The 13,849-nt window shown below is 71.4% G+C and carries 11 protein-coding genes; 1 reads left to right on the top strand and 10 read right to left on the bottom strand.

Annotated elements, in window-relative coordinates; translation table 11 throughout:
- Positions 1 to 23 precede the first annotated feature (23 nt).
- Positions 24 to 1,595: an MFS transporter gene (locus GXW83_RS25450; RefSeq protein ID WP_225447242.1), complete on the top strand. Its 1,572-nt coding sequence runs from the start codon at positions 24 to 26 to the stop codon at positions 1,593 to 1,595.
- 107 nt (positions 1,596 to 1,702) lie between these two features.
- On the opposite strand, the gene GXW83_RS25445 is transcribed toward GXW83_RS25450, so the two are convergent.
- The 10 genes from GXW83_RS25445 to GXW83_RS25400 form a co-directional block, all read right to left on the bottom strand.
- Positions 1,703 to 2,575, bottom strand: a complete 873-nt coding sequence (locus GXW83_RS25445; protein WP_370466767.1) for a phosphatidylcholine/phosphatidylserine synthase — start codon at positions 2,573 to 2,575, stop codon at positions 1,703 to 1,705.
- Entirely contained in the window at positions 2,562 to 3,215 is a 654-nt protein-coding gene (locus GXW83_RS25440) for a phosphatidylserine decarboxylase (protein ID WP_182445410.1), read from the bottom strand. Before GXW83_RS25440 ends, GXW83_RS25445 begins: the two co-directional genes overlap by 14 nt.
- A 432-nt stretch (positions 3,216 to 3,647) precedes the next feature.
- The gene (locus GXW83_RS25435) at positions 3,648 to 4,859 is read right to left on the bottom strand and encodes an acyl-CoA dehydrogenase family protein (RefSeq protein ID WP_182445409.1); all 1,212 of its coding nucleotides are present in this window, start codon (positions 4,857 to 4,859) and stop codon (positions 3,648 to 3,650) included.
- Positions 4,860 to 4,968: 109 nt separating this feature from the next.
- Positions 4,969 to 5,472, bottom strand: coding sequence for a MaoC family dehydratase (locus tag GXW83_RS25430; RefSeq protein ID WP_182445408.1), 504 nt, complete (start codon positions 5,470 to 5,472; stop codon positions 4,969 to 4,971).
- 2 nt (positions 5,473 to 5,474) lie between these two features.
- Positions 5,475 to 6,434 carry a CoA ester lyase gene (locus tag GXW83_RS25425; RefSeq protein ID WP_182445407.1) on the bottom strand — a complete coding sequence of 320 codons (960 nt, stop codon included), beginning with the start codon at positions 6,432 to 6,434 and terminating at the stop codon, positions 5,475 to 5,477.
- 49 nt (positions 6,435 to 6,483) lie between these two features.
- Positions 6,484 to 8,508: a protein meaA gene (locus tag GXW83_RS25420; protein ID WP_182445406.1), complete on the bottom strand. Its 2,025-nt coding sequence runs from the start codon at positions 8,506 to 8,508 to the stop codon at positions 6,484 to 6,486.
- Positions 8,509 to 8,512: 4 nt separating this feature from the next.
- A complete protein-coding gene (ccrA, locus tag GXW83_RS25415) occupies positions 8,513 to 9,850 on the bottom strand; it encodes a crotonyl-CoA carboxylase/reductase (protein ID WP_182445405.1) in 1,338 nt (445 codons plus the stop codon).
- A 363-nt stretch (positions 9,851 to 10,213) separates the two neighbouring features.
- Positions 10,214 to 11,095: a TetR family transcriptional regulator gene (locus GXW83_RS25410; protein WP_182445404.1), complete on the bottom strand. Its 882-nt coding sequence runs from the start codon at positions 11,093 to 11,095 to the stop codon at positions 10,214 to 10,216.
- A gap of 53 nt (positions 11,096 to 11,148) precedes the next feature.
- Positions 11,149 to 12,936, bottom strand: coding sequence for a 3-hydroxyacyl-CoA dehydrogenase family protein (locus tag GXW83_RS25405; RefSeq protein WP_182445403.1), 1,788 nt, complete (start codon positions 12,934 to 12,936; stop codon positions 11,149 to 11,151).
- Positions 12,937 to 13,251: 315 nt separating this feature from the next.
- Entirely contained in the window at positions 13,252 to 13,803 is a 552-nt protein-coding gene (locus GXW83_RS25400) for an NUDIX hydrolase (RefSeq protein WP_370466766.1), read from the bottom strand.
- Positions 13,804 to 13,849: the final 46 nt, after the last annotated feature.

Genomic DNA, 13,849 nt, shown 5'->3' with positions numbered 1-13,849 from the left:
CCGTACGAAGGAAGCCCCGCACTGTGAATCCGCCCGCCTCCACCCCGGAGAACGCCATGCGCAAATGGATACCCCTGGTGGCCATCTGCCTCGGCACCTTCATGCTGCTGGTCGACGTCAGCATCGTGAACGTCGCCCTGCCGCAGATGTCGACCGACCTGCACTCCTCGTTCACCTCCCTGCAGTGGGTCGTGGACATGTACGCCCTGGTCCTGGCCGCCCTGCTGATGGTCGTAGGCACCCTGGGCGACCGCCTCGGCCACCGCCGGCTCTATCTGATCGGCCTGGTCGTCTTCGCCCTGGCCTCCCTGGCCTGCGGCCTCGCCCCCAACGCCGGGGTGCTGATCGCCTCGCGCGCGGTGCAGGGCATCGGCGGCGCGGCCATGCTGACGTCCACCACCTCGCTGCTGAACGGCTCGTACCACGGCCGGGACCGGGGCACCGCCTTCGGTGTCTGGGGCGCGGTCAGCGGGGCCGCCGCCGCCGTCGGCCCGGTCCTCGGCGGGCTGCTCACCGACTCGATCGACTGGCGGGCGATCTTCTTCGTCAACCTGCCGATCGCGGCCGCCGCCGTGGTGATGACCCTGCGCTACCTGGCCAACGACGAGGGCCGGATCTCCGGCCGGCTGGACTACCCGGGCGCGGTCTGCTTCACCGTCTTCGCGGGCGGCCTCACCTACGGCCTGATCGAGAGCGCCGGCGACGGCTGGGGCAGCGCCACGGTGCTGGTCTCGCTCGGCGTGGCACTGGTCGCGCTGATCGCCTTCGTCGCCGTCGAGAGCCGCAGCGCCAACCCGCTGCTCGACCTGTCGCTGATGCGCAACCGCAGCTTCGTCGGGCTCAGCCTGGCCGCGCTGATGCTCAACGCGGCCGCCTTCGCCCACCTCACCTACACCTCGATCTGGCTCCAGTCGGTGCTGAACCTCAGCCCGATCCAGGCCGGCCTGGTGGTCTGCCCGCTGGCCGTCTCCGCTTTCGTGGTGGCCTCGCTCAGCGGACGCTTCTTCCACAAGTTGGCGCCGCAGTGGCCCATCGGCATCGGGCTGATGCTGATCGGCGCGGGCGCGCTGCTGCTCACCCTGGTGTCCGCCGGCTCCTCGTGGACGGTGGTCCTGCCCGGCATGATCGTCACCGGCCTCGGGGTCGGCCTGGCCACGCCGATCATGATGTCCTCGGCCATGGCCAGCGTGCCGCGGCAGCGGGCCGGTATGGCCAGCGGCGCCATCAACACCGGGCGCCAGCTCGGCTACGCCCTGGGCATCGCGGTGCTGGGCACCGTCTTCGCCCGGCGGATCACCAGTTATGTCACCGCCAGCGGCAAGGTCCCCGATCCGCAGGCGGCCTCCTCGGCGCTGAGCGGCGGCCGGGCCGGAGCGGTGCTGGCGCAGACCCCGGCCGACCACCGGGCCGCCGCTGAGCAGCTGGTGCACGCCGCCTTCGCGGTCGGCCTGGACCGGGTCTACCTGACCGCGGGCATCGTCGGCCTGGTGGCCGGGGTGCTGGTGCTGCTGCTGGTCCGGCGCTCGAACGCGCCGGCGCCGTGGGAGGCCCAGAACGCCGGGAAGCCCACCGCCGGGGCCGCGTCCGCGCACTGACCGTGCGCGCCCGACGGTGTGCGGACAGACGACAGCGCCCGTGACCGGTCTCCGGTCACGGGCGCTGTGCGGGCCAGGTGCCTGGTGCCAGGCCCTGGCGCGAGGGGCTAGTGGGTGATCCGCGACTCGGCGCGCCGGGCGCGGACGTCGCCGACCTTGCGGCGGATCACCATCAGCGGCGCCATCAGCGCCAGCGACACCTGCAGGCTGGCGCCGATCTGCAGCAGGGTGTGCCCGCCGGGCACACCGGTCGCCCAGGCGGCCAGGCAGCCCATGCTGACCACGATCCAGCTCAGCGTCGCGGTGGCCAGCACCCCGTGCGGCTTGGGGTACTCGACCTTGCTGACCATCAGCGCCGCCACCGCCACGATGCCCAGCACGGCGGGAATGAACGGCGGGTTCAGCAGCACGATCGAGATGACCGTCATCGCGCCCATCGGGCACGGCATGCCCTGGAACACGCCCGGCCGCATGGTGGTGCAGGAGAAGCGCGCCAGCCGCAGTACGACCGCGAGCAGCACCACGATGGCGATGCCGGCCGACAGCCGCTGGCTGGCGCCGTTGGTGACCATGCCCCAGACCACCACGAAGTAGGCCGGGGCGATGCCGAAGCTGATCAGGTCCGCGAGGTTGTCCAGCTCGGCGCCCAGGGCGGAGCTGCGCAGCTTGCGGGCGACCAGTCCGTCGAACAGGTCGCACATGGAGCCGATCAGCAGCAGCGTCACCGCGGCGGCGGCGCTGCGCCGGTCGCCGCCGCTGGCCTCACCGGTCAGGTGCGGGATCAGCACCCCGGTGGTGGTGCAGTAGATCGCCAGGAAGCCGCACACCGCGTTGCCGAGTGTGAAAACGTCGGCGGTGGAAAGGTGCTGCGGGGAGCGGGGGGCGCGCAGTTCGCGGTCCCGGGCCCAGCGCAGCCTGCGGGCGGCGTGCTCGCCGTCGGTGTCGGACTCCTGCACGGTCTCCGGATCAGTCACGGTCAAGGCGAGTCACCCCTGCCGTGGTCCGCTGGCCGACCACCACGCCGGGCTCGACGCCCTGCGGGAGGTAGGTGTCGACGCGCGAGCCGAAGCGGATCAGCCCGACCCGCTCGCCCTGCTCGACCTTGGTGCCCGCGGGGACGTAGGGGATGATGCGCCGGGCCACGGCACCGGCGATCTGCACGACCTCCAGGTCGCCCAGCTCGGTGTCGAAGTGCCACACGACCCGCTCGTTGCGGTCGCTGTCCTTGTTGAACGCCGGGACGAACCCACCGGGGACGTGCTCGACCGAGGTCACGGTGCCGGCCAGCGGGGCCCGGTTGACGTGGACGTTCAGCGGGCTCATGAAGACCGCCACTCTGGTGCGCCCGTCCGGCCAGGCGTCGATGCTCTGCACCACGCCGTCGGCGGGGGAGATCACCCGACCCTCGCCGATGGCGCGCTCAGGGTCGCGGAAGAACCACAGCATCCCCGCGCCGAGCGCGGAGGCGGGGACTGCCGCCACGGCCCACGTGCGGCTGCGCCGGGTGAGGGCGGTGCAGGCGGCTGCGGTGAGCACGGTGGGTACGAGCCAGGGCGAAGCGCCGCGTGCCAGCGTGACACGGGGACGGGTCGCGGATCGTTGGGACGGACTGAGGGGCATCGAAGACCTTTGTCGCGGGGGCCCGGAGCGTGGCTGACGCCGGAGGGTTCCGGCGCGGCGACCGCGCGATGGGGCCGCGTGATCGAGGGGTTCGGGGACATGACTGTCCTCGGGGATGCTATCGGCAGCGGACGGTGCTCAGGCAACCCTCGGGTGCCCGGAGTACTGCCCTCGGTCGTACCCCTGCTATCGAACGTAGACGCGTCAGCCCGCCCCGGCCAAGGGTTTCGCCGGAACGGTGACAACTCTCTCAGGGATGACCTGGGATCTTACAGGGACACGTCAGGGGGAGGGCCTGAGTATCCCGTACCGATCGCATGCTGTGGGCGGAATGACGAAAACGGCCGGATCTTATCGGATCCGGCCGAATTTCGGCGTACCTGACCGCCACTTGATCGGCCGCTTGACCGCCCGAATCGGGCAGTGGCGGTCCTACTCGGCGAGCTTGTAGTCCTCCAGCAGCCGCCGACCGATGATCATCTTCTGGATCTCCGCGGTGCCCTCGCCGATCAGCAGCATCGGCGCCTCCCGGTACAGCCGCTCGATCTCGTACTCCTTGGAGAAGCCGTAGCCGCCGTGGATCCGGAACGAGTCCTCCACGACCTCCTTGCAGTACTCCGAGGCCAGGTACTTCGCCATCCCGGCCTCCAGGTCGTTGCGCTGCCCGGAGTCCTTCTTGCGGGCCGCCATCACCATCATCTGGTGCGCCGCCTCGACCTTGGTGGCCATCTCCGACAGCTTGAACTGGATCGCCTGGTGCTGCGCGATCTTCTTGCCGAAGGTCGAGCGCTGCTGGGCGTAGCGGATGCCCAGCTCGAAGGCGCGCTGCGCCACCCCGCAGCCGCGGGCGGCCACGTTCACCCGGCCCACCTCGACGCCGTCCATCATCTGGTAGAAGCCCCGGCCGGAGACCCCGCCCAGCACCATGTCGGCCGGCACCCGGACGTCCTCCAGCACCATCTCGGTGGTGTCGACGCCCTTGTAGCCCATCTTCTCGATCTTGCCGGGGATGGTCAGCCCGGGGACGGTCTCGTTCGGGCCGAAGCCCGGCGTCTTCTCGATCAGGAAGGTGGTCATCGACTTGTGCGGGGCCGCGCCCTCCGGCTGCCCCTCGTCGGTCCGGCACAGCACCGCGACCAGGGTGGAGGTGCCGCCGTTGGTCAGCCACATCTTCTGGCCGTTGATCACGTAGTCGTCGCCGTCCCGGACGCCCTTGGTGCGGATCGCGCCCACGTCCGAGCCCAGCCCGGGCTCCGACATCGAGAACGCGCCGCGCACCTCGCCGGTCGCCATCCGCGGCAGGAAGTGGTCCTTCTGCGCCTGGGTGCCGTGCTGGGCGATCATGTAGGCCACGATGAAGTGCGTGTTCACGATGCCGGACACCGACATCCAGCCGCGGGCGATCTCCTCCACCACCAGGGCGTAGGTCAGCAGCGACTCGCCGAGCCCGCCGTACTCCTCCGGGATCATGAGCCCGAACAGGCCCATCTCCTTCATCCCCTCGACGATGTCGGCGGGGTACTCGTCCCGGTGCTCCAGTTCGGTGGCGACCGGGATGATCTCCTTGTCGACAAAGTTCCGGACGGTGGCGAGGATGTCCTGCTGGATCTCGGTGAGACCTTCGGTCTGGGCAAGGCGTCCCATGGCTGGCTCCTGGGAGGTGAGTGGGGGTGGAAGGTGCCCCGCGGCTGTGGCAGTAGCCACGGGGCACCCCGTCAAAGGGGACTGGACAACGAACGGTCGTCGGGCGCCGTCAGCTCAGCGGCTCGGGCCGCCCCGGCTGCTCCCCGCCCCGCTCCTTGATGTACGTCTCGGTCGGCACCATCACCTTGCGGCGGAACACGCAGACGACCGTGCCGTCCTGCTTGTAGCCCTTGGTCTCGACGTGGACGATGCCGCGGTCCGACTTGGACTTCGACGGGGTCTTGTCCAGCACCACGGTCTCGCCGTAGATGGTGTCGCCGTGGAAGGTCGGCGCGATGTGCCGCAGCGACTCGACCTCCAGGTTGGCGATGGCCTTGCCGGAGACGTCCGGCACCGACATGCCGAGCAGCAGCGAGTAGACGTAGTTGCCGACCACCACGTTCCTGCCGAAGTCCGTCGTCCTCTCGGCGTAGTTGCTGTCCAGGTGCAGCGGGTGGTGGTTCATGGTCAGCAGGCAGAAGAGGTGGTCGTCGTACTCGGTGACGGTCTTCCCGGGCCAGTGCTTGTAGACCGCGCCGACCTCGAACTCCTCGTAGGTGCGTCCGAACTGCATGGTCAGGCCTCCGGGATCTCGAACTTGGTGGTGCGCTGCATGCCCGCGTTGCGGCCCTTGCCCGCGACCACCAGCGCCATCTTGCGGCTGGCCTCGTCGATCATCTCGTCGCCGAGCATCGCCGAGCCCTTCTTGCCGCCGGCCTCCGAGGTGCACCAGTCGTAGGCGTCCAGGATCAGCTCGGCGTGGTCGTAGTCCTCCTGGGTGGGGGAGTAGACCTCGTTGGCCGCCTCCACCTGGCCGGGGTGCAGCACCCACTTGCCGTCGAAGCCCAGCGCCGCCGAGCGCCGGGCGACCTCGCGGTAGCCGTCGACGTTGCGGATCTGCAGGTAGGGGCCGTCGATGGCCTGCAGGTCGTGCATGCGGGCGGCCATCAGGATGCGCATCAGGATGTAGTGGTAGGCGTCGGCGCCGTAGCCCGGCGGCTGCTCGCCGACCACCAGGGACTTCATGTTGATGGAGGCCATGAAGTCGGCCGGGCCGAAGACGATGGTCTCCATCCGCGGCGAGGCCCCGGCGATGGCGTCCACGTTGACCAGGCCCCTGGCGTTCTCGATCTGCGCCTCGATGCCGATCCGGCCGACCTCGAAGCCCATGGTCTTCTCGATCTGGGTGAGCAGCAGGTCCAGCGCGACGACCTGCTGCGCGTCCTGGACCTTGGGCAGCATGATGCAGTCCAGGTTCTGCCCGGCGCCCTCCACCACGGTCACCACGTCGCGGTAGGTCCAGTGCGTGGTCCAGTCGTTGACCCGCACCACACGGGTCTTGCCGGTCCAGTCGCCGGTGTTGAGCGCGTCCACGACGGTGTGGCGGGCGCCCTCCTTGGCGAGCGGCGCGCAGGCGTCCTCCAGGTCCAGGAAGACCTGGTCGGCGGCCAGCCCCTGGGCCTTCTCCAGGAAGCGCGGATTGCTTCCGGGGACGGCCAGGCACGAGCGGCGGGGGCGCAGGCGATTGACAGTCATTCGGTCCTCTTCAGTGGTGAGGGTGGGTGGTGCGGGCGGTGCTCCGACTCTAGGGGGCGACCGGCACGCGGCCCTTCCAGGGCTCCAGCTTGTTGGCGAGCCGGATCTCGTCGACGATCCGGCCGATGATGGTGGTGATCCCGAAGTCCTTGGGCGTGAACACCGCCGCGACGCCCCCGGCCAGCAGCGCCTGCTCGTCGGCGGCCGGGATGATCCCGCCGACGATCACCGGGACGTCCTCCACCCCGGCCCGGCGCAGCCGCCGCAGCACGTCCGGGACCAGCTCGGCGTGCGCGCCGGAGAGGATCGACAGGCCCACGCAGTGGACGTCCTCGGCCACGGCCGCCGCCGTGATCTGCTCCGGGGTCAGCCGGATGCCCTGGTAGACCACCTCGAAGCCGGCGTCGCGGGCGCGCACCGCGATCTGCTCGGCGCCGTTGGAGTGCCCGTCCAGACCGGGCTTGCCGACCAGCAGCCGCAGCTTGCCGGCGCCCAGCTCCTCGGCGGTGGCGGCCACGGCCTCGCGGACGGCCAGCAGCTCCGAGCCGCTGTCGCCGCCCACGGCGCCGGTGATCGGCGCGCCGCCGACGCCGGTGGGGGCGCGGTACTCGCCGAAGACCTCGCGCAGCGCGAAGGACCACTCGCCGGTGGTGACCCCGGCCCGGACGCACTCCAGCGTCACCGGGACCAGGTTGGCGTCGGTGGCGGCCTGCCGCTTCAGCTCGGCCAGGGCGGCCTGCGCGGCCGCCTCGTCGCGCCCGGCGGTCCACTGCGCGAACGCCTCGGCGACGGCCCGCTCCGAGTCCGGGTCGACCTGCATGATGGCGGTGTCCAAATCGGCGGTGAGCGGGCTGGGCTCGGTGGTCTCGAAGCAGTTGACGCCGACCACCTTGTCCTCGCCGGACTCGATCCGGGCCCGGCGCTCGGCGTGCGAGCCGACCAGCGCGGCCTTCAGGTAGCCGGTCTCGACGGCCGGGACCACCCCGCCCATGCCCAGCACCTTCTCGATCTCCGCCCCGGCCCCGGCCACCAGCTCGGCGACCTTGGCCTCGACCACATGGCTGCCGTCGAACAGGTCCCCGTACTCCAGCAGGTCCGACTCGTACGCCAGCACCTGCTGGATGCGCAGCGACCACTGCTGGTCCCAGGGCCGGGGCAGGCCCAGCGCCTCGTTCCAGGCGGGCAGCTGCACGGCGCGGGCCCGGGCGTCCTTGGAGAGGGTCACTGCCAGCATCTCCAGCACGATCCGCTGGACGTTGTTCTCCGGCTGCGCCTCGGTCAGGCCGAGCGAGTTGACCTGCACGCCGTAGCGGAACCGGCGCTGCTTGGGGTCGGCGATGCCGTAGCGCTCGCGGGTGACCTGCTCCCAGATCCGGCCGAAGGCACGGAGCTTGCACATCTCCTCGACGAAGCGCACCCCGGCGTTGACGAAGAAGGAGATCCGGGCGACCACCTCGCCCATCCGCTCCGGGGCCACCTGGCCGCTGTCGCGGACCGCGTCCAGCACCGCGATCGCGGTGCACATGGCGTAGGCCAGCTCCTGCACCGGGGTGGCCCCGGCCTCCTGCAGGTGGTAGCTGCAGATGTTGATCGGGTTCCACTTGGGGATGTTCGCCACCGTGTAGGCGATCATGTCGGTGGTCAGCCGGATGCTGGGGCCGGGCGGGAAGACGTGCGTCCCGCGCGACAGGTACTCCTTGACGATGTCGTTCTGGGTGGTGCCGGTGAGCTTGGCGATGTCCGCCCCCTGCTCCTCCGCGACGACCTGGTACATCGCCAGCAGCCACATGGCCGTGGCGTTGATCGTCATGGAGGTGTTGGTGCGCTCCAGCGGGATGCCGTCGAACAGCGCCCGCATGTCGCCCAGGTGGCTCACCGGGACGCCGACCCGGCCGACCTCGCCCTTGGCCAGGACGTGGTCGGGGTCGTAGCCGGTCTGCGTCGGCAGGTCGAAGGCGACGGAGAGACCGGTCTGGCCCTTGGCCAGGTTCTTCCGGTAGAGCGCGTTGGACGCGGTCGCCGACGAGTGTCCGGCGTAGGTCCGCATCAGCCAGGGGCGGTCTCGCTCAGCCATGTCGTCACTCGCCTCGGAATCGATTGATGGCAGGCAGGTGCTTGGCGCGCAGCTCCGGGTCGCGGACCCCGAGGCCCTCCTGCGGGGAGAGGCAGAGCACGCCGACCTTGCCCTGGTGCTTGTTGTGGTGGACGTCCAGCGCCGCCTGCCCGGTCTGCTCCAGGCTGTACGTCCGCGACAGCGTCGGGTGGATCTTGCCCTTGGCGATCAGGCGGTTGGCCTCCCACGCCTCGCGGTAGTTGGCGAAGTGCGAGCCGACGATCCGCTTCAGCGACATCCACAGGTAGCGGTTGTCGTACTGGTGCATGTACCCGCTGGTGGAGGCGCAGGTGACGATGGTGCCGCCCTTGCGCGTCACGTAGACGCTGGCGCCGAAGGTCTCCCGGCCCGGGTGCTCGAAGACGATGTCCACGTCCTCGCCTCCGGTCAGCTCGCGGATCTTCGCGCCCAGGCGCTTCCACTCGCGCGGGTCCTGGTTGTTCTCGTCCTTCCAGAACTTGTACCCCTCGGCGCTGCGGTCGATGATCGCCTCGGCGCCCATGGCCCGGCAGATGTCGGCCTTGGCGTCGTTGGAGACCACGCAGATCGGCGTGGCGCCGCCGGCCAGCGCGTACTGGGTGGCGTACGAGCCCAGGCCGCCGCTGGCGCCCCAGATCAGCACGTTGTCGCCCTGCTTCATGCCCGCGCCGTTGCGGCTGACCAGCTGCCGGTAGGCGGTGGAGTTGACCAGGCCCGGCGACGCGGCCTCCTCCCAGGTCAGGTGGGCCGGCTTGGGCATCAGCTGGTTGGACTTGACCAGGGCCAGCTCGGCCAGGCCGCCGAAGTTGGTCTCGAAGCCCCAGATCCGCTGCTCCGGGTCGAGCATGGTGTCGTTGTGGCCGTCCGCGCTCTCCAGCTCCACGCTCAGGCAGTGCGCGACGACCTCGTCGCCGGGCTTCCAGGCGTGCACGCCGGGGCCGGTGCGCAGCACCACGCCGGCCAGGTCCGAGCCGAGCACGTGGTACGGCAGGTTGTGCCGCGCGCTCTCCGGCGACAGCCGCCCGTAGCGCTCCAGGAAGCCGAAGGTGGAGACCGGCTCGTAGATCGAGCTCCACACGGTGTTGTAGTTCACGGCACTGGCCATGACCGCGACCAGGGCCTCGCCGGGGCCCAGCTCGGGCACGGCGACCTCGTCGAGGTGCAGGGACTGGCGCGGGTCCTTGTCGCGGCTGTCCAGGCCGGCGAACATCTGCTCCTCGTCCTTGTGGAGCGTGACCGCCCGGTAGGAGTCGGGGACCTTCAGCGCGGCATAGTCGGCCGGGCTGGTGTCCTCGTTGAGGATCGCGTCGAGGATTTCCTTCATGGCTGCCTCCGGCGGCGGACCTGTCGAGGGAACAGGGTGCGTCGAGATGGGGGTAACCGGGAGCGGACACCGGTTGGGGATGGGGGGCTTCAGTCGTCAGGATGAGGCTGTTTGTCGCTCTCCGCACAGGGGTGGCGTACGGAATCCGGGCAGGGCGCGCCAGGTGGGGAGCCGCGGCGCCACGACCGGTGGGTAACAACGTACTGGCACCCTGTGCCACTCGTAAAGACACTGCGTGCCAGTAATTATCACCCGCGACACGTGAGCGTTGTCACGTGGAAACCTCCGCGCACACCTGCCCCAGAACGCCCGTGGGCCCGCCCCGAACTGCCGGGGTGGGCCCACCTGAACCGCTGTGACCTGCTACGGAGCCCCGCTGGGGACGCCCAGGGCGGTGCGGATGCTCTGCAGCACCTCGTCCAGAGGTGCGTCCGTTCGGGCGACGGTGATCAGCACCTCGCCCGCCGGTGTCGCACTGACTGCGCTCTCCACCGCGCTGCCCAGGGTCTCTGCCGAGCCGCTCATGGCACTGGGTGCCACCACGCGTGCCCCGGCCCGGTCCTCCGGTCTGGCCGGGGCATTGCCCCAGAAGGTCCGCTTGATGACCTCGAAGGCGTGGTCCAGCTGCGGCTCCACCTCGCCGTTGCCGCCCGAGCGCAGCCAGCGCCGCAGCACGTGGTTGTGGGCCGCGACCACCGCCGCCGCCGACACCTCCGCCAGCATCGCGTCGTCGCCGACGCCCCGCTCCCAGCCGCCGGACGCCTGCCCGGCGGTGTCGAAGCGGCCCAGCAGGTAGCGGGTGAACAGCCGCTCGTAGCGGGCCACCACCGCGATCTCCCGCTCGCGCAGCGTCGGCACCTGCCGGATCAGCCGGTAGCGCGCCACCGAGACCCCGGGAGTGGCCGCGTACATCCGCAGCACCTCCTTGATGCCCCGGCACACCACGTCCAGCGGGTGCTCGGCCGGATCCGCCCCGGCCAGCAGGTCGGCCACCCGGACCAGGGTGTCGTCGTGGTCCGGGAAGATCGCCTCCTCCTTGGACCGGAAGTACCGGAAGAAGGTGCGCCGGGCGACGCCCGCCGCCGCCGCGATCTGGTCGACCGTGGTCTCCTCGTACCCCTGGTTCGCAAACAGCTCCATCGCCGCCGCCGCCAGGTCCTGGCGCATCTGCTGGCGCTGCGCTGTCACCCGGCGACCGGCGCCCGCGGCGGCGGTGCCCGGCTGCTGCGGTTCTTCCCCATCCATGGCGCGAACGCTACACGCCGGACGCGGTCTGCCCGGTGCGCTCACCCGCCCGGTCACTTGCGTGCGTGGTCGCGGAAGCCCCGGCCGGACTTGCGCCCGAGGCACCCGGCGGCCACCAGGTGCTCCAGCAGCGGCGCCGGGGCCAGGCCGGGCTCGCGGAACTCGGCGTGCAGCACCTTCTCGATGGTCAGCGAGACGTCCAGGCCGACCACGTCCAGCAGCGCGAACGGGCCCATGGGGTAGCCGCAGCCCAGCCGCATGGCGGTGTCCACGTCGTCCACCGAGGCGTAGTGCTCCTCGATCATGCGCACCGCGTCGTTCAGGTACGGGAACAGCAGGGCGTTCACGATGAAGCCGGCCCGGTCGCCGCACTCCACCGGGTGCTTGCGCACCCGCGCGCACAGCTCCAGCACGGTCGCGGTGACGTCCTCGGCGGTCAGCACCGTGCTGACCACCTCGACCAGCCGCATCGCCGGGGCCGGGTTGAAGAAGTGCATGCCGACCACGTCCTGCGGGCGGGAGGTCGCCATGGCGCACTGGACCACCGGCAGGCTGGAGGTGGTCGTCGCCAGCACCGCGCCCGGCCGGCAGATCTTGTCCAGCGCCGCGAACAGCTCCCGCTTGACCGCCAGGTCCTCGGCGACCGCCTCCAGCACCAGGTCGGCCGGGGCCAGGTCCTCCAGCGAGCCGGAGGCGGTGACCCGCGCCAGCGCCGCGTCCCGGTCCGCCGCGTCCAGCCGGCCCTTGGCCACCATCCGGTCCAGCGACGCCGCCAGGGCGGCCCTGGCCCGGTCCGCCTTCTCCTGGCTGCGGGCCACCAGCAGCACCGGGTAGCCGGCCTTGGCGAACACCTCGGCGATGCCGGTGGCCATCGTCCCCGAGCCGCACACGCCCACGCTGCGCACCTCGCGCCCGGCCGGACGGCCCGCGCCCGCGTGCTCCGGTTCGGCCACCACCTGGGCGGAGCCGGGGGCGGCGTAGCTGTAGAAGCCGCGCCCGGTCTTGCGCCCCAGCAGCCCGGCCGCCGCCAGCTGGCCCAGGATCGGCGCGGGCGCGTGCAGCCGGTCGTGCGACTGCGCGTACATGGCCTCCAGCACCGTCCGCGCGGTGTCGATGCCGATCAGGTCCAGCAGCGCCAGCGGGCCCATCGGCAGGCCGCAGCCCAGCCGCATGGCCGCGTCGATGTCCTCCCGGGTGGCGTACCGGGACTCGAACATGGCCGCCGCCTGGTTCAGGTAGGCGAACAGCAGCCCGTTCACGATGAAGCCCGGACGGTCACCCGCCGCCACCGGCGACTTGCCCAGGCTGCGGGCGAACTCCGCCGCCTCCTCGGCCGCCCCGGCGCTGGTCAGCACCGTCCGCACCACCTCCACCAGCTGCATCACCGGCGCCGGGTTGAAGAAGTGCAGCCCGATCACGCGCTCCGGGCGCTGGGTGGCAGCCGCGATCCGGGTCACCGACAGCGCGGTCGTCCCGGTCGCCAGCACGGTCTCCGCCGGGCACAGCCGGTCCAGCTCGGCGAACAGCTCGCGCTTCAGCTCCAGCACCTCCGGGACCTCCTCGATCACCAGCTGCGCCTCGGCGGCCGCGGCCAGCTCGTGCGTGAAGGTGAGCCGCCCGAGCAGGTCGGCGCGCTCGTCCGGGGTGATCCGGCCGCGCTCCACGGAGTGCGCGGTGGACTCCTCGATCCGCGACCGCGCGGCCTCGGCGGCGGCCCGGTCCAGCTCGACGCCGATCACCCGGCGGCCGCTGCGCGCGGTGATCTCGGCGATCCCGGCGCCCATGGTGCCCAGGCCGACGACGGCGACGACCGGGAAGGGCAGAGGGGTGTGCTCAGTCATGACATGACTCCTCGGGGAGCGCCGCGCTACCGGTCCGCTCCGGCGTCGCGCGGCAAGAGATGCGGGGGAGCACGGCGCGACTGAGGTCGCCGTGTGAAGAGGGGTGAACCTGCGTGACCGGGTGCTCGCTGATGCGCGGCGTGCCACGTGCTGAACCGACCCGCCCGTTGCTGCGGCTCCCGACGCCAACGGGGGTGGTCGTCACACACTACCCGGCCCGGGGGCCGACGGGAAGAGGAGCGGCCCGGGCCGGGGGACTGCCGGGCCGGTGCGCTGTTCGGGCCGGGTACTGCCCGGGCCGGGTGCGCTGCCGGGTCAGGCCCGGCCGGGGGCGGACCGCCACAGGGTGAGCCGCTGCCAGGCGGCCAGGCCGTCCGGCACCCAGGGCCACGCGTCGAGCCGGTCGGCCAGCTCCGCCTCGGTCAGGAAGGAGTGCCAGGCCACCTCCTCGGCCTGCGGCTCGACCGCGGCCGGGGTGCGGGCCTCGTACACCGCGGACCACCAGGTGTGCTCGGCCGACTCGTACAGGAAGCGGAACAGCGGCGCGGGGGAGAGGCCGTGGACGCCCAGCTCCTCCTCGGCCTCGCGCCTGGCGGCGTCGTCGTAGGACTCGCCCGCGCCGACCACCCCGCCCACGAACATGTCGTACAGCGAGGGGAAGACCAGCTTCTCCGGCGTCCGGCGGTGGACGAAGATCCGGTCGTCGGCGTCGCGGGCGAGGACGAAGACGCAGCGGTGCCGGAGCCGGCGGGCGGTGGCCTCGCCCCGGGACGCCTGGCCGACGACGCGGTCCTGGGCGTCGACGATGTCGAGCAGTTCATCCGCGTTCAGCGGCTGGGAGGTCCCCGGTGCGCTCATGGCGTCCATCCAAGCACGCGCCGCTGTCGGTGTCAGGCCGCCGGACGCGGCGCAC

Origin of the sequence: Streptacidiphilus sp. PB12-B1b (assembly GCF_014084125.1) — a bacterium.
Classification (GTDB): Bacteria; Actinomycetota; Actinomycetes; order Streptomycetales; family Streptomycetaceae; genus Streptacidiphilus.
Note: the sequence above shows the minus strand (reverse complement) of the source record. Positions and strands in the feature narration are given on the sequence as shown.

Bases quoted from the DNA above. Each gene is read 5' to 3' on its own strand.
- GXW83_RS25440 (WP_182445410.1), bottom strand. From the start codon at position 3,215: ATGCCCCTCAGTCCGTCCCAACGATCCGCGACCCGTCCCCGTGTCACG.
- GXW83_RS25435 (WP_182445409.1), bottom strand. From the start codon at position 4,859: ATGGGACGCCTTGCCCAGACCGAAGGTCTCACCGAGATCCAGCAGGAC.
- GXW83_RS25430 (WP_182445408.1), bottom strand. From the start codon at position 5,472: ATGCAGTTCGGACGCACCTACGAGGAGTTCGAGGTCGGCGCGGTCTAC.
- GXW83_RS25425 (WP_182445407.1), bottom strand. From the start codon at position 6,434: ATGACTGTCAATCGCCTGCGCCCCCGCCGCTCGTGCCTGGCCGTCCCC.
- GXW83_RS25420 (WP_182445406.1), bottom strand. From the start codon at position 8,508: ATGGCTGAGCGAGACCGCCCCTGGCTGATGCGGACCTACGCCGGACAC.
- ccrA (WP_182445405.1), bottom strand. From the start codon at position 9,850: ATGAAGGAAATCCTCGACGCGATCCTCAACGAGGACACCAGCCCGGCC.
- GXW83_RS25410 (WP_182445404.1), bottom strand. From the start codon at position 11,095: ATGGATGGGGAAGAACCGCAGCAGCCGGGCACCGCCGCCGCGGGCGCC.
- GXW83_RS25405 (WP_182445403.1), bottom strand. From the start codon at position 12,936: ATGACTGAGCACACCCCTCTGCCCTTCCCGGTCGTCGCCGTCGTCGGC.
- GXW83_RS25400 (WP_370466766.1), bottom strand. From the start codon at position 13,803: ATGGACGCCATGAGCGCACCGGGGACCTCCCAGCCGCTGAACGCGGAT.